We start from the raw sequence: 18,871 nt of genomic DNA, 5'->3' as shown, positions 1-18,871 counted from the left end.
CTAGTGACTGAGCTGCTAGCGCCGCGCGTCCACTGCTTTATGACAAGCAACTTGAGCCTGTGCTACAGGTATTTCAGTAATTTGTATTGTTAAACGATCCAATTTAGATTATTTAGCATTTTTTCTTATGGATATGAGGCGCTATGCTTGGTTAACCCCGACAGTCCGGTTATCAGTGGCAATATAACCACATAAGCATAAACAAACAATGCTGCCACCATTGCCAGATGGAAGACCCAATCTACCCAATAATTGAGACTTCCTAGACTAGAATTAAAAAATAATGGCAAAGTAAAAAAGCCAATTCCTGCCGTAATAGCCGCTAGTACAGTGGTAAAACGATATGCTAGCTTTTGATGCCTACCTGCAATGCCCCAATAACTCCATGTGATCAATAATAATAGAAATAATGCACTGACCAGCATCGCATTTTCTAATATAGCTTCCCACAACATCATAAATGCTTGATTTAAAAGTAACATGACAGCTCCCTTACAAATGTTCGCGAAACTTAGTAAAAGTCCCCACTTATATAAATGGTAGCCAGATCATTGAAATCCACAAAGATACCGACTATCTGTACTATACGAGGTTAAACTCGACCTTTGGCAACAGCCATATAAGCAGGTTTTAGCATCATTTCTTCTAGAAACCATGCAAAATAGCTTTCTTTTAACGGGTTAACAAAAGGCACACTTGGGGTTAAATTATTTTCATAATCGAACTCAACAAGCATCGCCTCACCTTTTTTGATTAACAACGGACACGAGGTGTATCCATCAAATTTTTGACTAGGTGTCTTGCCTTGTATCACCTCAATAAGATTATTCGTCACTATAGGTGCAGACAGTTTAACGGTTGCGGCTGTTTTACCTTTTGGCGTTCCATTGATATCACCGACCCCAAAAATATTTTCATAGCGCTTGTGTTGTAGCGTATATTTATCGACGTCAAGCCAACCATTTTTATTGGCTAAGGGGCTGTTTAGTATACTGTCTACTGCAAACATGGGTGGTACAACATGAATGAAATCATAGTCTTGTCGATTTTGATTGCCCTCTGAATCCGTGAAATAGGCAGCTTTTGCTGATTTATCGATGCCAGTTAATCGTTGCTCAAAGTTTGCGCCAATTGGTGGGTCATAAGATGCCCAGCGTGATAATATATTTTCGTTTACAACAGGCACGCTAAATACCGTCTGATGTGGACTAAAAAATTGAATATCACTGTTTTGTCGTGTACCTGTTTGTATGAGTCTGTCATGCAGCATAAAAGTCATTTTCAATGGCGCACCTGCACACTTCATGTCCGTATGTGCTAGCGTCATTACGGCGCGCCCCCCTTTTTGACGAAAGGCGTCTATTTGTTGCCATGTTTTTATAGCAATGTCTGGACTATGATAAACACTACCAATGCCCTCAGTGCCTAAGTCTTGAATGTTAAGACCTTCTATTTTCTCAAAACCCAATCTTAAGCCAGTGGCTACCACTAGATAGTCATAGCCAATTTTTTTGCCGCTCTCAGTGATTACCTGATTGTTATCTGGTAAAAATTCACGAGCATTTTCTTGTATCCAATTTATTCCTGAAGGAAGAAGGTTGGCGTTACTATCTATAACCTTATCAGTAGTATTCCAAACGCCTGTGGCTAACAAGGTGTAGCCAGGTTGATAATAGTGAGATTGCCGACTATCTAGTATAGTCAAGGTGGCATTGGGAAGTTGACGACTCAACCTGTTGGCAACCGCTAACCCTGCAATACCAGCCCCGACAATAACGATATTAACTTTTTCTTGAGCCGTGGGTGATGACACACAGCCATTTAGTGACATGCTACCTATAACCGCTCCAGTTGCAATGCCTGCACCAATAAATTGACGACGATTGAATAATCTTGAAACTATTGGTTGTTTGTTATCGTCAGCGCGATTGGGATACGCTGCCAAAGCGTCTTGATTCGATATACGGGTTTGATTACTTGAATGTCGTTTCATAATGATCTCCTATGTCCTTCTATACCATTAAGAATAGTTAATTAAAGTTATTGATATAAACCAAGGACATAAGAGTGAGTTTTTTGTCCTTTCTATGAAACTCTTAAGTTAATCAGCTGTTAAGCTACTGATTTTTCATTAAAAGCAGCATTAAAAACTGGCTATTTTTGTATCTTTATCAACCATCAATTTAGCAATGGCGGCAGGGTCTGCTACGGTAACACCATCAATTAGCGCAGACTTATCAAGCCCTTTACCCGGAAGATAAATGGCGCAAACTTCGACTGTAGTCTCGGTTTTTTCCATCACTGTCTTCATTAACCCTTGTGCACTCATATTCATTGGAGGTTGCCCTGTAGTTACACTGCTAGGCGCATCACGTATTGCCATGTCACCAGCTGCACCGCAGAGCAATACGTTGGTTTCTGCTCCTTGCTTCGCTGATTGCATGGTGAGCACCATGGACATTAGCTGTACCTGAGCATCGTCCGATGTGACAATAACCAATAACGATGGTTTTGCTATCTTGATATGACGAGTTTCTTCAGCAGAAGCAGAACTAACTGCTAAAAAAGTGGCAACTGCAGTAAGGATAGGAATAAAGATTCGTTTCATAATATCTCTCAGTTTCTCACGAAGTTATCGGCTGCTATATTTGTTTATATGGCGAACAGCCGCTGGATAGTAATTTTAATCATATAAGTTTAAGACATGCTATTAGATAATAAGTTACAAGGTACATTTAGAAAAACTAATAGTTATATTAAACTATATAATATTTTTTAGTATATTACTATGCTATATTTAATCTATTGCATCGTTGCAATGATTTAATAACTATCTAACTAAGGATAAACAAATGAGAAACCGTCAACATTCACGCGAAAACTGTTCATGCCAAGATGACATGGAACCAACTAACGTCATTCAATTCCCTCAACTCAACCAACCCTCACCAGACTTCAATGCGTTAACCACTGATGGTATGAAGTCATTAGCTGACTACAAAGGTAAATGGTTAGTACTATTTTCTCATCCAGCAGATTTTACGCCTGTATGTACTACGGAGTTCATAGCCTTTGCTAATAAAGCTGAAGATTTTCGTGCTAGAAACTGTGAATTGCTAGGATTATCTATTGATAGTGTGCATTCGCATATTGCTTGGATGCGTAACATCAAAGAAAATTTTGATGTAGAGATTACCTTTCCTATTATTGCTGATTTGTCGATGCAGGTTGCAAAGTCCTATGGCATGATTCAGCCCGGTGCCAGTGATACCTCAGCAGTACGTGCCACTTTTATCATTGACCCTGAAGGTATATTAAGAGCGATGGTCTATTACCCAATGAGTAATGGCCGCTCCGTTGATGAGTTCTTGCGTTTACTTGATGCGTTGCAAACCAGTGATGGCAACAAAGTTGCTACTCCAGAAAACTGGAAAGTGGGTGATCAGGTAATTGTGCCGTCACCTCGTACCGCTGCAGAAGCTGAAAGACGTGCTGACGAAGGCTATGAGTATAAGGATTGGTATTTTAGTAAGAAGTCACTGTAACAAATATGAATTTGTGAATTAGCGATTAATTTTGAGAAAGTTAAGCCTTATTAATTAACTAATATGCCTTGGCTTTCTCAAATACCATTACCTATATTTATGCCGCCAAAAGTGGGTTTTAGCGTCAACCAGCTGGCATAAAAGACTCGTATGTATCTATGGAGAGAGCATGAAAACCATTATTTTGTCGTTATTCCTTATGTTTGGTATGATTTTTTCTGCCAGCGCGGAAGATGCGTTATCTGTGCCACCACAGGAGGTCTGGAGCTTTGTGCAGGAGCATCCTGATGAGTTGTTATTTGTTGATATAAGAGACCCTATAGAAATCATGTTTGTTGGCTTTACAGATGCTGTGGATATTAATATCCCTTTTAAGGTAGCTAATCGCACTCAGTTCAATGAAAGTAAAGGCAGCTTTGCTATGCAAAGTAATCCAGAATTTGTCAATGAGATTGAAAAGGCACTAGAAGCTAAAGGACTTGATAAGGATTCTCTCATTGTGACGATGTGCCGTTCTGGCTCAGAACGTGGTAAACCAAGTGCAGATTATCTACTTTCGCAAGGGTTTTCAAATGTGAAGTATATCGATCATGGTTTTCAAGGAAGTGCAGTAAAAGAGGGTAAGATGAAGGGATTCCGCATAGTGAACGGTTGGCAAAATGCTGGTCTACCTTGGTCATCAACGATTAATGCAAACAAGATTAGTAAACCTTGAGCCTTGCTAAGTGCTATATATAGATGGTTATTAGCACGGCATTTATTTTGAATGACTTCTACTACTGTTAATGTTAAATCACTAAACGAGGTTTTATTATGATCTTTCGACAACTATATGAGCCACTCTCTAGTACTTATACCTATCTTATAGGAGATATCAATACAGGACAGGCAGTATTAATCGATCCTGTCATTGCGACGATGGAGCGTGATTTAGCTGAGGTGCATAAGTTAGGCCTGAAGCTGGCTTACACTGTTGATACACATATTCATGCGGATCACATCACGGCAGCTTTGGAGATGAAGCGGGCCGTTGGTAGTAAGATCGCTGCACCTGCCTACGACCGACTGGCATGTGCGGATGTTGGGCTAGAAGAAGGTATACCGTTTCAGGTTGCTGGTATTACTTTGCACCCATTGCATACACCAGGTCATACCGCAGGACATTTTGCTTATCTCTTCAATGAGCGCGTATTTACTGGTGATGCTCTTCTCATTGAAGGGTGTGGCCGAACTGACTTTCAGCATGGTGATTCCGATGCATTGTACCACTCTGTGCGTCAAAAGCTATTTTCTTTACCAGATGAGACGCTAGTTTACCCTGCACATGACTATAAAGAACGCTTTGTCTCTTCAATCGCTCAGGAAAAAAAGCGCAATCCAAGGCTTGGTAGTGATACAACTCTCGAGGAATTTAGAGTTATTATGAATAACTTAAATCTGCCATATCCCAAATTTATAGATCATGCAGTACCTGGCAATCAGCAGTGCGGTGTCTGTCCAAATGACTTACCTGATAACCTAGCAGCATACTGTCGTCAGATGGCTCAAAGCCCTCAAGGCTAATAGGTCTTATTTTAGAGAGGTATTCAGCGCTTCTTTTAGTTAAGCGCTGTAATACCTTTACCCCTAGATAAAGTGCTAGAACTTTTTTATGGATAAATAGATTAGAACCGTTAATCATCGCATGCTACTCATAACAACCCCAGTCGCACAATAAACTGATAATGGCCTAAAGTTTTAAAACAGTTAGATTTAAGTCATGGTCAGTGCTAGAAGCAGTTAAACCAACCATTAGACCTAACATATCAGTCGACCCACCTAATCGCATATACAATACGTTCCTATTGAAAATAAGTAGCTAATAAAAATCAATACCTTCATTTGCCATAGTTATTGGTATGTCCGTTTCAAGACATGCCTCATAACCACCAGCAATTGAGGCCACTTGCGTATAGCCAAGTTCTGCTAGTGACTGAGCTGCTAGCGCCGCGCGTCCACTGCTTTGACAATATAGTAGGATTTCAGTATCAGCACCCTTAATAGCTGGCAGGTCAGAAATTCTAAATTCTAGTATGCCACGAGGTACTGATACTGCACCTTTGATATGGCCTGCAGCATACTCAGCAGGCTCTCTGACATCAATAATGATATCTGCTTTATGACAAGCAACTTGAGCCTGTGCTACAGGTATTTCAGTAATTTGCGCTTTCGCAGCGCTAACTAGGTCATGTGAGGTTTTCATATTAATGCCTTAGAATAGGTGAGTTCATCATATGTTTAAAGTAATTACAAGCCCATTGCCAGCTTGATTAATTGCGCAATAATAAAAATAGTCAAAAACCCTGCTATATACAATCCAATGAACCATGCCCATTGTGTTTCTTTTTTACTAAAATTTTTCATAATGACTTCCTAGTTAGCGTATTAGTCAGCTTGTTAGGCCCAGCTGCCATAATGACTTACAGCAACTGTCAGTTATTGATAATCATGATTAATACATATGCTCATGATCTGTTTTTCCCTTAAAGGTGTAATAGGCAAAAGCAGTATAACTTAGGATAATCGGTAGCATGATGACCGCACCAATAAGCATAAAGGATAACGACGTATCCGCCGCCGCCGCTTCATAAACAGTCATCTGATAGGGAACAATGTAAGGGAAAATAGCAAAACAAACACCGATATAACCCATCAAAAATAACGCGACCGTTAGTAGAAAGGGACGGTACTCTCGCTCACCTGTCAAGTCTTTACGCATCAAGAAGAATAGCAGTAACACAATGATTGGCATCGGAGCTAGGTAGAGGATACCTGGTAAACTGAACCAGCTTTCAATGGCCACGATATCTGAGAGGTACATAAACACCGTTACCACTATCATCGCTGCGACCAAAGCAAAAAGCAGCCACTCAGAAACTTTACGCGCCCATACTTGTAGGTTGTGTTCTGTCTTAATGATTAGCCACGTAGAGCCAAGTAAGGCATAACCAATAATCATCGCAAAGCCGCAGACGATAGAGAAAGGTGTTAACCAGTCGAATGGACCACCACTATATAAACGATTACTGGCTTCTAGACCTTGTATTAAAGCACCCAACATTAGCCCTTGACAAAAAGTCGCTAACACCGAGCCCACAAAGAAGAAACTGTCCCATACATGACGACGTGTTGAGGATTTAAATCGAAACTCAAACGCGACACCGCGCATAATTAGACCGAATAGCATAAAGATAACTGGTAGGTACAAGCCACTCATAACAATGCCATAAGCGACAGGGAATGCGGCAAATAAACCGCCGCCACCAAGTACGAGCCACGTCTCGTTACCATCCCAAAATGGAGCAATAGAGTTCATGATGCGGCTACGATTTTTGTCAGAGCCAGCAAAAGGAAATAAAATACCACAGCCCAAATCAAAACCATCAAGCAAAACGTATATGAAGACAGATAAGGCAACTAAACCGCCCCAAATTAGAGGTAAATCTAATACATCACCAAAGTTAAACATTAGCGTAACCCCTCATCATCTTTATCGTTTGCATGCGTATCCAAGTCCTCTGTATTATCACGTTTGAGATTTTCAGTAGGGTTACTATCTCCACTTAATGTACGACCCTGACCTTCAGTCACAGAGTGCTCATAGAAATTATCTTCCGCAGGATCTTCATAAGGTTGTGGGCCTTTAGCAATCAATTTTAAAATGTAGAAGCTACCCGCGCCAAAGACAAAGATATATAGTACGATAAAGCCAATCAAGGTAGTGGCGACTTGTTGAGCAGCTACTGGTGAAATACTCTCAGCGGTACGAATGACACCATATACAGTCCAAGGCTGGCGTCCTACTTCAGTAACGAACCAACCTGAAAGCACTGCAATAAAACCCATCGGGGTCATGACCATCCATGCCCGGTGAAACCATTTGCTTTCAGGGTTGTAATGTTGTTTTTTGAAGTATTTATAGATACTGAATAGGCCGACAAGTACCATCAATGTACCAATAGCAACCATAATCCGGAATGCCCAGAATACAATGGCGACAGGTGGTTGATCTTCTGGCGCCCAGTTTTTAAGTCCTTTGACCTCACCATCTAGTGAATGAGTCAGAATTAACCCTGAGACATAGGGAATACTTACTTCATACTTATTAGTCTGATTTTCTTGATCTGGGATAGCGAATAGACGCAAAGCTGCACCGCGCTCATCTTCCCAAATACCTTCCATTGCGGCAACTTTAGCCGGCTGATGCTCTAAAGTGTTTAGACCATGCTCATCACCGATCAACACTTGAGCTGGCGCAACAAAGATAGCCATAATCATCGCCATACCGAGCATGACTTGACCGTGCTTGCGATTTTCAGTGTGTTTTTTTGATTGAATATAATAAGCGCCAACGCCGCCGATGACAAAAGCAGTCGTTAAGTAGGCAGCCGTTACCATATGTGCAAAACGGTAGGGGAAGGAGGGGTTAAATATAATCTCAAGCCAATTGGTAGGATAGAGAAGACCATCAGCGCCTATCATAAAACCTTGTGGCGTTTGCATAAAGCTATTAGCCGACAAAATCCAAGTAGCTGATATCAGTGTACCAATAGCGACAATCGCAGTTGAGGCAAAGTGCATACGTTTGCTAACGCGGCCCCAACCAAAGAGCATGATACCTAAGAAGGACGCTTCTAAGAAAAACGCCGTCAATACTTCATAAGCTAATAATGGACCTATGACGTTACCGGCTTTATCTGAGAACACCGCCCAGTTAGTGCCGAACTGATAGGACATTACAACGCCTGATACGACACCAAGACCAAAGACTACAGCAAAGATCTTGACCCAATGCTTATAGACTTCAGCATAGATAGGGTTACCCGTTCTAAGCCAACGAAACTCTAGTACCGTTAAAAAACTGGCAAGTCCGATAGAAAAAGCGGGGAAAACAATATGCCATGAAATGACAAAAGCAAATTGGATACGTGCGAGCATCAACGCATCCATCTGATCGATCACAAATGCAGCGAACATAAATGGTTACCTTTGTTTGTTAACTGAGTGGCGCAACCTTCCATGATATGTTTAAGCAACTGTTCGTCCATAAAAGTAAAAAATATTACGGGTAATAGCCAATAGTTATTTAGCTAAAATTATCAATATAAGCTCTTAAAAATTAACAGTCATCTATCTGTTGTACGAATGGATTGCTATATATAGTAGTCGTTAGATAATTATCGATGATATAAAAAATACTATGAAATAAAGATCAAAAAGATAATTAATATTCAACTGTTCTTGTTGATAGTTATTAGTAATATATTTAAATAAATCTGTAGTAATAATACACGATATACTATTGTATAGTATACAAATATATATATTAATTGCATTTAGTCAGTCAGTTACTATGCTTTAGACAAAAGAACGTGTCGTTCATATGCTGATTAAAACGTTAGGCGTTTACTTCTTTACATTCACATGGTTAGCTATCTAAGTAATAGCGTCAGAGATTGTAACCAGGGGCTGTAGGCTTGAAGATCGGACATAATGGTATAAAAGCATATAAATAAAACCATACCTGAAAATGTGCAAGTACGAAGATAGGGGCAGCGTATTAAAGAGCTCAAACAAGCGAATGAAGTCATGCACAAGAATACGACTTTTTCGCACAGGCAGAGCTCGACCGCAAACTGGATAATTAGTCAGTTTATCGATGACTACAAAAATAATCACGGGATCGAGCCAATCTGTCGAGTAATGCTGATTGCCTCATCAAACTACTATCGTGCTAAATACTAGGAGCGTTGTTTTAGAAAGCGCTATTTAGAGAAATTATAAATCGCTACAAAGGCACAAGAGATAAAAGAAATCGTACTTTTTGGGATTGCTATTAATGCCTTTACCGCAATACATACTTATAAAAAAGCCAGATAATCTAGTATCTGGCTTTTCATAAAATCTTAATCCTTAATAGGAAGAGGTGAGTATTTTATCTATCTAAAAAGTAGTGTTTAAGCCAATTTGTAGGCCTTGACTATCATAGTCACTACCAAATGTTCCATTATAACCACCGTATACAGCAACTTGAGTAGAGGCATTAGTTCTAATAACATGATCAACGCCAACACTCACATCTATCAAGTCTTCATCCATACCTTTCACTGTGTAAGGTGCTAAACCATTTTGGTCTATGAAACCGCTCTTGATAGCAAGATCATCGCCAGATGCGTTTGTGTATTTAACACTACCTGTTAGACGAGTATTACTAGTAGGGAGTTGATATTCACCACGGGCACCGATAGAAGCTAGAAGGATATCAGAGTCTTGATCTCCAACTTCTAGATTCCAAATACCTGCGCTATTTTCAGTAAATCCGTCAACTGAAACATCATAATATTCAATTGATGCCGTAGGACCTACTTTAAAGCCGCCCATGTCTTTCAAATAATCAACATTTAATGCTGCGAAAACCTGTGAGCCGTCGGTATTTGCAGTTGCGGTGGACTGATCCGGTGCTTCCCGTGACGAGTCATATGATAGATCTTGATAGCCGACTGAGGCTTGCACTAAGCCGCCCGCACCAAAACGAGTTCGTGTAAAGGCTGTTACTGAGTAACCATCAGCATCTATCTTGCCTTGATTCTGATACGCTTCTGCCTCTGAATCTGTATAACCTACTGCCAAACCTAGCGAGGAATTAGTACCGTTTAGACGCTTCTCTATACCTGCAGAAAGTGAATAAACATCAATATCATAACCTAGAGAATTACTCACTGGATCATATGATGAACGTGAGCCACTTTGCGAAGCAAAACCATACAGACCATCCTGCATTAACCAACTATCATTATTTGAATTAGCATCCTGATTATTACTCATGCTATCCCAAGGTACAGATCTAGTAACGGCTCTTAACTGATCACGCGATGCCTCGAAGCCAATATTAGTGAATGCTGCTGCGTAACCAAATCCGATACTATTTAGGAACTTCGATTTTTCAGTTGCACTCATCTCTTCAATACCAGAGATGGCATCTTGATAAGTTTCGTTATTACCTAGAAGGTTTAGATAAGGAACTTCGGCCAACGTATCCACATAAATTGCATTTCGCAACTGATAATCAGATGTTGCACTCGCGACGATAGGTGCAAACTTTGGAGCAATGCGCACTGTTACTTCACCACCGTCAATAGTACCGACCGTCATTGTGTAATTCAGATTGGCATTACGTAGATCTTCGACTGGTTCAACTTCAAATAAACCATTCGCTGTTGCCGCAGCCACAATAGTCTCAGGTACTAAGCTGCCTGACTCATAACCAAGGTCCTCTACACTAACGCCTAATGAAGTTGCTAAATCAGTAAGTCTGGCGGCAATATTGTCTTCAGTATCTAGTGTGCCGTATGTCCAGCCACCTTTAGAAGGATTATTCCACGCGATTAGTGCACCCTCATCATCGGGATCTTCATTATCGTCCCAGAATATACCGTCTGGTACCATAGTGTTGTCTAGATAGCCTGTACCGAAAAGTGCATTGTATTCATCGTTGGAGAGACCATCGAACGTCAAAGTATTCCTTGACTTTGTGACAAGATTAAATTTTGTTTTTTCAGGAGAGAAAAATCCAATTTCACCTTCTTGACCACCGCCACCAAATAAACCATCGGTCAATCCAGCACCTAAACCAATATCTGTAGCATCGAGGTTAAATAAAGCAGTGTTATCAGGATCCAACTCATCCATTAGATTACCATCTTTATCCAATAGCTCAATATTGAAACCAGTAATACGCGCACCTGTAAAATTAGACATTTTTCCAAACGTGAAATAATCCACTGATGAAGTATCGATAGGTTCATCTGTTTCTGTATTTATATATTCTTTTGTTGAAGTACGAAAATGCGTATCAAATGGATCCATTCCTGTTAGATAGTTTTTTATACGTTTGCCAGACCCAGATATTGAATCACACAGCGCTTCATTACTCGCCATCAGACAATTGGTAACGATACCGCGTGAGTCAAGATCTGAGAAGCTAGTGGTGAATCTATCATAAGGTTCAACAATAACCGGATTTTCATTCGTATACTCATCGTCCCTAGACGCGGTAAAGGTTATCGCCTTAATACCTGGCTCTACGACATTTTCTTTTTCATCGACATAGACAAAGCCACCACCTGACGTTCCAATGAAAGCATCAGTATCGAAAGTATCTGCATGTGCAATAGTCAATGGAACTACCAGTGCCACCGGTGCAACCGACACTAACAAGTATTTTTGAATCTTCATTTTGTACTCCCCAACCTATATGTTATTTGACTAGCTATTACTATCAATAAAAACATGTGATGAAAAAATACAAACAACTTTTATCATCAGTTCATTCCAGCTACAAAAGCCTATTCAGTATGACTTTTATAGGTTTGATGCGGCTTAATATTAGTGCTGTTGAAATTCTATTTTATTAATATACAAATTTATATATTCAATAATAATATAGCAACATCGATTGGGGTTTGCAAACAAAAAAACACTCAAAGAATCAATAAGATATAACATTTACATCTCTTTGATAAATATCCTTAGTAATATTAAGGGTTTAGAGGTAAACTACTGCACTCTATTATTTACAATTAAGCTGCTTAATTAATATTTAAGGATTTTACCGTAAAAAATGATATCTACTTGCTTAAATAAAGCTTGTAAAAAGAATACCCATTACCTTAGAATGGCATTACTTGCGGTCATGTATATTTTGTTAAGTATCTTTTCTTGAATGCTTCAAACTGATTTTTCAAAATATCAAGCCTCCCTAACTATAAATGTTACTAATATTACCTATGCATGATTAACAGCTAGGTAATAAGATGACCCTATCATGTCTACTAAGCATCGCAAGCTTGTTTTACGATATTCATCACCCGTAACAATGTGGTTGGGCACGGTGGTTGCATGTTTTGCTTGGATCATGCACATCTCTCTATTGCTGACACCTCTATGGGATGACAATACCCACTTAGGTCATGGTATCTGTGCTGAGCTTGCACCGATTGTATCGGCAGCTAAGCAGTATGAGAAAATACAGGCTGATATTACTCAAACGAATCACAACATACCCATTGATAGTGCCGCTCGTCATTTACCTCATCATAATGCATCCTTATCTTTAGCATCGCCTGCGACTGTTAAGCCAGTCGTAACGGTTGTCGCCGCACCTTCACAGGAAGTCTTATATACCGAAGATAAGGTTAGAAGCTCTGACCCTGACTCCGTAAAATACAATGGCTGCGACTTTTGCACTGCCATGTCTGCAGCACTATTACCAGTCGCTTTTACACATACTGATTCAGCTTTGATAGAGCTGTCTACTGTCTTAGTTACGCTTTTGTATCGCTCAAATGCCTACTATCCTAGTAATTTCTTACAACCTCTTACACGCGCTCCTCCACAATCTATACTCATATAATCAGTGATATTTAAAGGCAGGTAGTTGCTATCAATCAATGAGCTTATTTGAAGCTTTGATTGACGCGTTTGTATGCGTTTGCCTAAAACACTGCACTCAAAATACTGCACTCACAATATTGTGCTGAAAATACCGTCTATTTATATCGGAACATGCTCAGTAAGCACCTAGTCTAAACCCACAATTACTTGGCCTAAATGGCATCTTGGGACAAAAAACTGAATAACCGATTTTATAAAAGACGTTTAAAACGTTTAAGAATTTCTAGGAAAATAAGATGTTAATTTCACCAATGAATGCTGTACCTACCTTAAAACTCAGTGTTTTATCTATAGCTTTATTTCAAATCAGTAGCGCCTATGCTGACACTGCCAACATAAATAGTTATGGTCATAGCGAAGCGCTTCCAACTGCAACCTTACCGACAATCACCGTTTATGCCCCCGTAGCAAGTACCAATATTCTAGGCACAGCTGCAACGCTCGATCGCAATGATATCAATAGCAAACAAGTTGCGACCAGTGATACCGCTACCATATTGACCAAAATCCCTGGTATCAATGTACAGAGTGCTGGCGGTATCTCAAGCTTACCTGTTGTTAGAGGTTTGGCCGACAACCGTTTACGTATTTTGGTAGACGGTGTGGACTCAATTGCTTCTTGTCCAAATAGCATGAATTCACCGCTATCTTATATCGCACCTAGCGCAGTGGCAGACGCTACTGTCTATGCTGGCGTCACACCAGTGAGTGTTGGCGGTAATAGTATCGGCGGCACTATCGTTGTTGAAACTGCAGAGCCAGTATTTTCTGCAGACAGCACTTTGGTCAGCTCAGGTGAAGTTGGAGCGTTTTATCGCAGCAATGGTAATGGCTACGGTGCCAACCTTTCAACGACGCTAGCGGATGATACTTTTAGCTTAACTTATAAAGGTAGCTATGCTCAGTCTGATAATTATACTGCTGGTGGCGACTTTAAGTCTTACACAGCAACAGGTAATGGTGATAAACAACTACCCAAAGATGAAGTCGGATCTACCGCTTTTGAAAGCAAAAACCAATCGCTAGATCTTGCTTATAAAAACGGTGACCATTTACTACAAGGCACTTATTTATCGCAGCGTGTACCAGAGGAGCTATACCCAAACCAGCGTATGGATATGCTTGACAATCAGCTCGATAGAATCAACTTACGTTACAAAGGTGAGTTGGGTTGGGGGCAGTTAGAAGCACAGGCTTATCATGAAGACGTTGATCATTACATGAACTTTGGTGATGATAAACAGTTCTTTTATAATGACGCCAATGGCATGCCAATGCATACCGATAGCGAAACTATCGGTGCTAATATCAAAGGTATTATTGAATTGACTAACCAAGGAACAGTGACCGTAGGTGCTGAATATCAAGACTATACGCTCAACGACTTATGGCCAGCTTCTGGTACTGGGATGATGTCACCAAATGAGTTCCAAAATATCAATAATGGTCAGCGCCAACGTATTGGCGTCTATGGCGAATGGGAAAAGCAAATCACGCCGAAATGGACCACTCAAATTGGTGCTCGTTACGAAAACGTACGTACTAGCGCTGATGAAGTCATTGGCTATAACATGATGGCTAATCAAACTCGTGATAGCGCTAACTTCAACGCTAGTGATCGAAGCATCACTGACAATAATATTGATGCAACCGTGATAGCCCATTATGATATAGATGAACAACGTTCAATAGAGCTAGGCGTTGCCCATAAAGAGCGTACCCCAAGTCTTTATGAGCGATATACATGGTCAACATGGCCAATGGCGGCTATCATGAACAATACTGTGGGTGATGGTAATGGCTATTTTGGTGATCCAAGCCTGCAACCAGAAAAATCCAATACTTTATCGGCAACTTTTGATTGGCATGCTGTTAATGATAGTTGGAACATCAAAGCTACTCCTTACTATTCAAAAATTGACGACTATGTCGATGCTGTACAGTGGGACTCAGCTACGAACGCACCTGCAGCTACCCAAACAGTAGATCGATACAAGGTGCTACGTTATACCAATCAAGACGCTAGAATATATGGCATCGATATCACCGCAGATCGTGACTTAGCCAATAATGCTTGGGGTTATTGGGGCCTCTCAGGTTCACTGAGCTACACCAATGGCAAGAACGAAGAAACTGGCTCTGATCTATATAACATAATGCCCTTGAATGGTAGCATTGCACTTAATCATGAGAATAGCGGTTGGAAAAACCAAGTTGAAGTAGTGGGCGTCGCTGCCAAAAACAAAGTCTCAGATCCTCGTAATGAGCTGAAAACCTCAGGCTATGGCTTGTTGAATCTAAGTACTGGTTATCAGTGGAAAGATATCAGTGTCGAAGTGGGTATCGATAATGTGTTTGACAGAAACTACGCCTTGCCTTTAGGCGGTGCTTATATGGGTCAAGGTAAAACCATGTCAATGAATGGTGAGTTAGCACCAGGGTCTAACTGGGGTACTGCCGTACCAGGTGTTGGCCGCTCATTCTTCATGGGTGTGAATTATAAGTTTTAGTTTCGATGATGTTTGCTGAAAGTGAGAAAAGAGATAATTTGAATCGACGTATAGTTTCCTTTTCCTCTACAGCCCATATTTCACGGACAAAAAAAGCCCCAATCTTAAGATTGGGGCTTTTCGAATCTGGTAGGCGTAATCGGATTCGAACCAACGACAACGTTGTCACCAGTGAAGATCAATAACCAATTTAGAAAGTATCACGTAGGGCAGATGAATGCTAACGCAAAGCGGCAATAATACCAGCAATTTTGTAATATGTCAGCGCAAGCTCTTAAATAGCGTATGACTACTACAGAATATTAAAACGCATGCAAAAAATAGATGATGTAATAAAAAGAGCATGATGCAAAGGTCTATGGCTTCGGGGCAACACGAGCTAGTTCAGTAGTCCGTTGTAAGTGGTTCCATTATACCAGTCTGTTTTAAGTGGTCTGTTAATAGGTTTAGATGGCAAAATAACTGGTTCCTTTAGGGTATACCTGAAATAGACCGCCTATACATTCTTATATTCTAACTAAAAAAACTCTTATAATAGATGCCGAGAGCTTTTTAATGATACATCTCTACCGAGTAACGTATATCGGAAACAATTATGAATATTGAAATTCACGGCGATAAAATATTGACTGAGTTAGAATTTCATAACGAAATTGCGCGGCAATTTGCTGTGGAGCTCTACTATGGTAAGAATCTTGATGCATTATGGGATCTATTAAGCGGGGGTGTAGAGAGACCAATTAATTTAATATGGTTCAATTCAACTACTTCAAAAGAAAAGCTGAGTTGCTTTGAAGAGATAGTTTTTATTCTCGAAAAAGTTAAAAACCAGGACGAGCAATTCAACTTGGAAGAAAGGTTTGCTTATACCTTAATTTAGTTCTGCTAGCTATCTTAGTTGTTAATAAAACACTATATATATTAGGCATACAACGCATAGTTCGATGCCTGTATAGCGCACCGAACATACTCTCATGACAAACGTTATAGTAAATAAAAATACATTAAAAAAATTAATCAATATTTTTTGCTTAGAGAGTCGCTCTTTTGAAACTTTAAGATAATCTACTTATTCAACGCTTTTTCTACCAGTGAATCAAATATATGATTTTCAAAAAAACTAAATTAGTTGCCCTTCTTTTTTCTACTGCCTTATTACCTCTTACGCTTACGAGCTGTCAAAAAATGCAAAGTGAAGCCAAAAACGAAGCTTCTGAGGGGCAAATAGTTATTGAGGAAATAGAGACAGAAACTAAAGCTGAAGACGTACAGGGATTAGCCGAACAAGGCGATGCAGAAGCACAATTCGATTTGGGTTGGATGTATGATATAGGAGAGGGCGTTCATCAAGACTATGCCAAAGCTGCGCAGTGGTATATAAAATCGGCTAATCAAGGTTTCCCTGAGGCGCAGTATAATCTTGGTGTAATGTATCGTGAAGGCGAAGGAGTCCCTCAAAACTATGCTGAAGCAATTAAATGGTATACGAAAGCAGCCAATCAAGGCTTTCCTGAAGCGGAGTATAACCTTGGCTTAATGTATACCCAAGGCAATGGCGTAGACCGAGACCTTTCACAAGCTCTTAAGTGGTATACAAAAGCCGCTAATCAAGGATATGTCATTGCACAAAATGACTTAGCCGCAATGTATTACGAAGGCAATGGTATAGAGCAAGACTTGTCGCAATCACTTAAGTGGTATACAAAAGCTGCTGAGCAAGAATATGCTCCTGCGCAAGCTAATTTAGGTGCAATATATTATCAGGGTAATGGCGTAACACAAGATTTTTCACAGGCTCGAAAATGGTTTGAAAAAGCAGCTGATCAAGAAAATGCTAATGCACAATATAATCTTGGTGTGATGTATTACATGGGTCACGGTGTAGGCCGAGAATTCTCTCAAGCCTTTAAGTGGTATACAAAAGCTGCTGAGCAAGAATATGCTCCTGCTCAAAACAATCTTGGTGCGATGTATCGCGATGGTGTAGGTGTTAATCAAGATAATGTTCAAGCAAAGAACTGGTTTGGTAAGGCTTGTGAAAATGGGCAACAAGAAAGCTGTAATAACTATAGGAAACTAAATCAAAATTAAGTCAGTTTAACCTCAAAAAATTAATGTTATGTACACTGTGAAGTACACTACTATGATCTAAATAAATAAAACTATTGATATCCTTCGTCTACAGCCTAGTGTTCAAGTCCTCACTAGGGTATCGAACCGGAGCAAGCACTTGATTGGTTCGCCATAGGTATAATCAAATACACATAGCTCAGACTTGACTATATTTAAAACTCTCTAAGCCCTTTGCTTGACAACTCTAATGCCCAATCATAGCAACCTTTGTCAGGGTTGAAATTATGTATGATCCAATTTTTATGAGTTCCTTCTTGATAGCGTCTGCCTATTTCAATAGCAAGAGAAGACTGCACAGATAGGAAAAGATGTATTCTCTGAACATTTCTTATAGAAGATAAGTTATCAATTATACGGGTAATTTCATCTGACACATCTTGAAGGTTAGCTTGATTTTTTATTAAGTTTCTCGCTGCAACTTTATTAGGAAAAAGAATAGTTACAGAGTCTCTCAGGGTCTCTGGTAACTGTTCTCTTGATATAGCTGTAGTAAAGCCTAAAGCTAACCCAACATCATTACTAGTGCCAGGACTGAGGTCATAGTTTTTTAAACTTATTTTTTCGTTAAAATCTTCAAGTAAAGCGTATTCTCCATTACGATGAAATTTATCGAAGTATACTATTTGTGCTGATTGATTTCGCAACGTAGATCCATAGGCTACTAGGAAAGGGATACGAGCTAAGCCACCAACATACGCTTTTTTTATATCTGGAGGCAGTATAAAGCGTTTGACAACATCTGCTTTAAGTTCAGCATTAAATACTTCTATTTGCTTTTGTATATTTTCTTCACTGTCTTGATTGACACCAAGTTTTACAGCCTCTCTACTCAATACTCTTTCCGATGGCTCTAATACATTGATAGGGAAAGAAATAGCCACACCTGGCATTGCTGAAATAAAAACCTTAGCAATATGACGGAATTTTTTATCCCATTCTGAATAAATTAACGCCATACCTACTAAGAATAAACCTACAGTTATTAATGTATACAAGATAGTAGGTTCTCTATAAGTAAACTCAATAGCATCTATTATAAGGTTATCTTTTAAATTTATATAAAGGTTAAGAAACGAATATAAACTAATACCTAGTGAGGTTAGACAACAGCGCACTCCCCATGCTGTTTTAGGATATGGTGTTCTGAACTTGAGTCCAGTTATAATTAACCATTGAATTTTTTCCCACATA

General features: G+C 39.7%; 16 protein-coding genes and 1 other annotated feature. Of the genes, 7 read left to right on the top strand and 9 right to left on the bottom strand.

Annotated elements, in window-relative coordinates:
* Positions 1 to 125: 125 nt before the first annotated feature.
* The 3 genes from Q0788_RS08935 to Q0788_RS08925 all read right to left on the bottom strand — a co-directional run bounded on the left by Q0788_RS08935 (position 126) and on the right by Q0788_RS08925 (position 2,608).
* Positions 126 to 482: a hypothetical protein gene (locus Q0788_RS08935; RefSeq protein ID WP_298809794.1), complete on the bottom strand. Its 357-nt coding sequence runs from the start codon at positions 480 to 482 to the stop codon at positions 126 to 128.
* A 110-nt stretch (positions 483 to 592) separates the two neighbouring features.
* Positions 593 to 1,993, bottom strand: coding sequence for an FAD/NAD(P)-binding oxidoreductase (locus Q0788_RS08930; RefSeq protein ID WP_298809792.1), 1,401 nt, complete (start codon positions 1,991 to 1,993; stop codon positions 593 to 595).
* Positions 1,994 to 2,143: 150 nt separating this feature from the next.
* The gene (locus Q0788_RS08925) at positions 2,144 to 2,608 is read right to left on the bottom strand and encodes a hypothetical protein (protein ID WP_298809789.1); all 465 of its coding nucleotides are present in this window, start codon (positions 2,606 to 2,608) and stop codon (positions 2,144 to 2,146) included.
* A gap of 244 nt (positions 2,609 to 2,852) precedes the next feature.
* Here Q0788_RS08925 and Q0788_RS08920 point away from each other — a divergent pair, with 244 nt between their 5' ends.
* The 3 genes from Q0788_RS08920 (at position 2,853) to Q0788_RS08910 (ending at position 5,108) form a co-directional block, all read left to right on the top strand.
* Complete coding sequence (locus Q0788_RS08920; RefSeq protein WP_201548941.1) at positions 2,853 to 3,545, top strand: peroxiredoxin; 693 nt, start codon at positions 2,853 to 2,855, stop codon at positions 3,543 to 3,545.
* 169 nt (positions 3,546 to 3,714) lie between these two features.
* On the top strand, positions 3,715 to 4,260 hold the full coding sequence (locus Q0788_RS08915) for a rhodanese-like domain-containing protein (RefSeq protein ID WP_298809784.1): 546 nt from the start codon (positions 3,715 to 3,717) through the stop codon (positions 4,258 to 4,260).
* 98 nt (positions 4,261 to 4,358) lie between these two features.
* Positions 4,359 to 5,108, top strand: a complete 750-nt coding sequence (locus Q0788_RS08910; RefSeq protein WP_298809782.1) for an MBL fold metallo-hydrolase — start codon at positions 4,359 to 4,361, stop codon at positions 5,106 to 5,108.
* A gap of 295 nt (positions 5,109 to 5,403) precedes the next feature.
* Here Q0788_RS08910 and Q0788_RS08905 read toward each other — a convergent pair whose 3' ends face one another.
* From Q0788_RS08905 to Q0788_RS08885, 5 genes are all read right to left on the bottom strand, one after another.
* Positions 5,404 to 5,787 (bottom strand): rhodanese-like domain-containing protein, encoded by a 384-nt coding sequence (locus Q0788_RS08905; RefSeq protein WP_298809780.1) that lies wholly within the window; start codon positions 5,785 to 5,787, stop codon positions 5,404 to 5,406.
* A 44-nt stretch (positions 5,788 to 5,831) separates the two neighbouring features.
* Positions 5,832 to 5,948 carry a DUF2474 domain-containing protein gene (locus Q0788_RS08900; protein ID WP_201548947.1) on the bottom strand — a complete coding sequence of 39 codons (117 nt, stop codon included), beginning with the start codon at positions 5,946 to 5,948 and terminating at the stop codon, positions 5,832 to 5,834.
* An 88-nt stretch (positions 5,949 to 6,036) separates the two neighbouring features.
* Positions 6,037 to 7,053, bottom strand: a complete 1,017-nt coding sequence (gene cydB / locus Q0788_RS08895; RefSeq protein WP_298809776.1) for a cytochrome d ubiquinol oxidase subunit II — start codon at positions 7,051 to 7,053, stop codon at positions 6,037 to 6,039.
* Positions 7,053 to 8,534 (bottom strand): cytochrome ubiquinol oxidase subunit I, encoded by a 1,482-nt coding sequence (locus tag Q0788_RS08890; RefSeq protein WP_298810075.1) that lies wholly within the window; start codon positions 8,532 to 8,534, stop codon positions 7,053 to 7,055. The genes cydB and Q0788_RS08890 overlap by 1 nt, the downstream gene beginning before the upstream one ends.
* Before the next feature lie 652 nt (positions 8,535 to 9,186).
* Positions 9,187 to 9,302 (top strand) — a sequence feature (AL1L pseudoknot).
* 225 nt (positions 9,303 to 9,527) lie between these two features.
* Positions 9,528 to 11,819 (bottom strand): choice-of-anchor F family protein, encoded by a 2,292-nt coding sequence (locus Q0788_RS08885; RefSeq protein WP_298809774.1) that lies wholly within the window; start codon positions 11,817 to 11,819, stop codon positions 9,528 to 9,530.
* 589 nt (positions 11,820 to 12,408) lie between these two features.
* Between Q0788_RS08885 and Q0788_RS08880 the strand changes: the two genes are divergently transcribed.
* The 4 genes from Q0788_RS08880 to Q0788_RS08865 all read left to right on the top strand — a co-directional run bounded on the left by Q0788_RS08880 (position 12,409) and on the right by Q0788_RS08865 (position 17,638).
* Positions 12,409 to 12,996: a hypothetical protein gene (locus tag Q0788_RS08880; protein WP_298809771.1), complete on the top strand. Its 588-nt coding sequence runs from the start codon at positions 12,409 to 12,411 to the stop codon at positions 12,994 to 12,996.
* 277 nt (positions 12,997 to 13,273) lie between these two features.
* Positions 13,274 to 15,547 carry a TonB-dependent receptor gene (locus Q0788_RS08875; protein WP_298809768.1) on the top strand — a complete coding sequence of 758 codons (2,274 nt, stop codon included), beginning with the start codon at positions 13,274 to 13,276 and terminating at the stop codon, positions 15,545 to 15,547.
* A gap of 595 nt (positions 15,548 to 16,142) precedes the next feature.
* Positions 16,143 to 16,427 (top strand): barstar family protein, encoded by a 285-nt coding sequence (locus tag Q0788_RS08870; RefSeq protein ID WP_298809766.1) that lies wholly within the window; start codon positions 16,143 to 16,145, stop codon positions 16,425 to 16,427.
* A gap of 224 nt (positions 16,428 to 16,651) precedes the next feature.
* Positions 16,652 to 17,638: an SEL1-like repeat protein gene (locus Q0788_RS08865; RefSeq protein ID WP_298809763.1), complete on the top strand. Its 987-nt coding sequence runs from the start codon at positions 16,652 to 16,654 to the stop codon at positions 17,636 to 17,638.
* Positions 17,639 to 17,832: 194 nt separating this feature from the next.
* Here Q0788_RS08865 and Q0788_RS08860 read toward each other — a convergent pair whose 3' ends face one another.
* Positions 17,833 to 18,870 (bottom strand): SAVED domain-containing protein, encoded by a 1,038-nt coding sequence (locus Q0788_RS08860; protein WP_298809760.1) that lies wholly within the window; start codon positions 18,868 to 18,870, stop codon positions 17,833 to 17,835.
* Position 18,871 lies beyond the last annotated feature (1 nt).

This window comes from uncultured Psychrobacter sp., from assembly GCF_947500265.1.
In the GTDB taxonomy this organism is placed as follows: domain Bacteria; phylum Pseudomonadota; class Gammaproteobacteria; order Pseudomonadales; family Moraxellaceae; genus Psychrobacter.
Note: the sequence above shows the minus strand (reverse complement) of the source record. Positions and strands in the feature narration are given on the sequence as shown.

Excerpts from the sequence above, each read along its gene's own strand:
- Q0788_RS08860 (WP_298809760.1), bottom strand. The coding sequence starts at position 18,870 with ATGTGGGAAAAAATTCAATGGTTAATTATAACTGGACTCAAGTTCAGA.
- Q0788_RS08870 (WP_298809766.1), top strand. The coding sequence starts at position 16,143 with ATGAATATTGAAATTCACGGCGATAAAATATTGACTGAGTTAGAATTT.
- Q0788_RS08885 (WP_298809774.1), bottom strand. The coding sequence starts at position 11,819 with ATGAAGATTCAAAAATACTTGTTAGTGTCGGTTGCACCGGTGGCACTG.
- cydB (WP_298809776.1), bottom strand. The coding sequence starts at position 7,053 with ATGTTTAACTTTGGTGATGTATTAGATTTACCTCTAATTTGGGGCGGT.
- Q0788_RS08875 (WP_298809768.1), top strand. The coding sequence starts at position 13,274 with ATGTTAATTTCACCAATGAATGCTGTACCTACCTTAAAACTCAGTGTT.
- Q0788_RS08910 (WP_298809782.1), top strand. The coding sequence starts at position 4,359 with ATGATCTTTCGACAACTATATGAGCCACTCTCTAGTACTTATACCTAT.
- Q0788_RS08915 (WP_298809784.1), top strand. The coding sequence starts at position 3,715 with ATGAAAACCATTATTTTGTCGTTATTCCTTATGTTTGGTATGATTTTT.
- Q0788_RS08880 (WP_298809771.1), top strand. The coding sequence starts at position 12,409 with ATGTCTACTAAGCATCGCAAGCTTGTTTTACGATATTCATCACCCGTA.
- Q0788_RS08890 (WP_298810075.1), bottom strand. The coding sequence starts at position 8,534 with ATGGATGCGTTGATGCTCGCACGTATCCAATTTGCTTTTGTCATTTCA.
- Q0788_RS08865 (WP_298809763.1), top strand. The coding sequence starts at position 16,652 with ATGATTTTCAAAAAAACTAAATTAGTTGCCCTTCTTTTTTCTACTGCC.
- Q0788_RS08900 (WP_201548947.1), bottom strand. The coding sequence starts at position 5,948 with ATGAAAAATTTTAGTAAAAAAGAAACACAATGGGCATGGTTCATTGGA.
- Q0788_RS08935 (WP_298809794.1), bottom strand. The coding sequence starts at position 482 with ATGTTACTTTTAAATCAAGCATTTATGATGTTGTGGGAAGCTATATTA.
- Q0788_RS08925 (WP_298809789.1), bottom strand. The coding sequence starts at position 2,608 with ATGAAACGAATCTTTATTCCTATCCTTACTGCAGTTGCCACTTTTTTA.
- Q0788_RS08905 (WP_298809780.1), bottom strand. The coding sequence starts at position 5,787 with ATGAAAACCTCACATGACCTAGTTAGCGCTGCGAAAGCGCAAATTACT.
- Q0788_RS08930 (WP_298809792.1), bottom strand. The coding sequence starts at position 1,993 with ATGAAACGACATTCAAGTAATCAAACCCGTATATCGAATCAAGACGCT.
- Q0788_RS08920 (WP_201548941.1), top strand. The coding sequence starts at position 2,853 with ATGAGAAACCGTCAACATTCACGCGAAAACTGTTCATGCCAAGATGAC.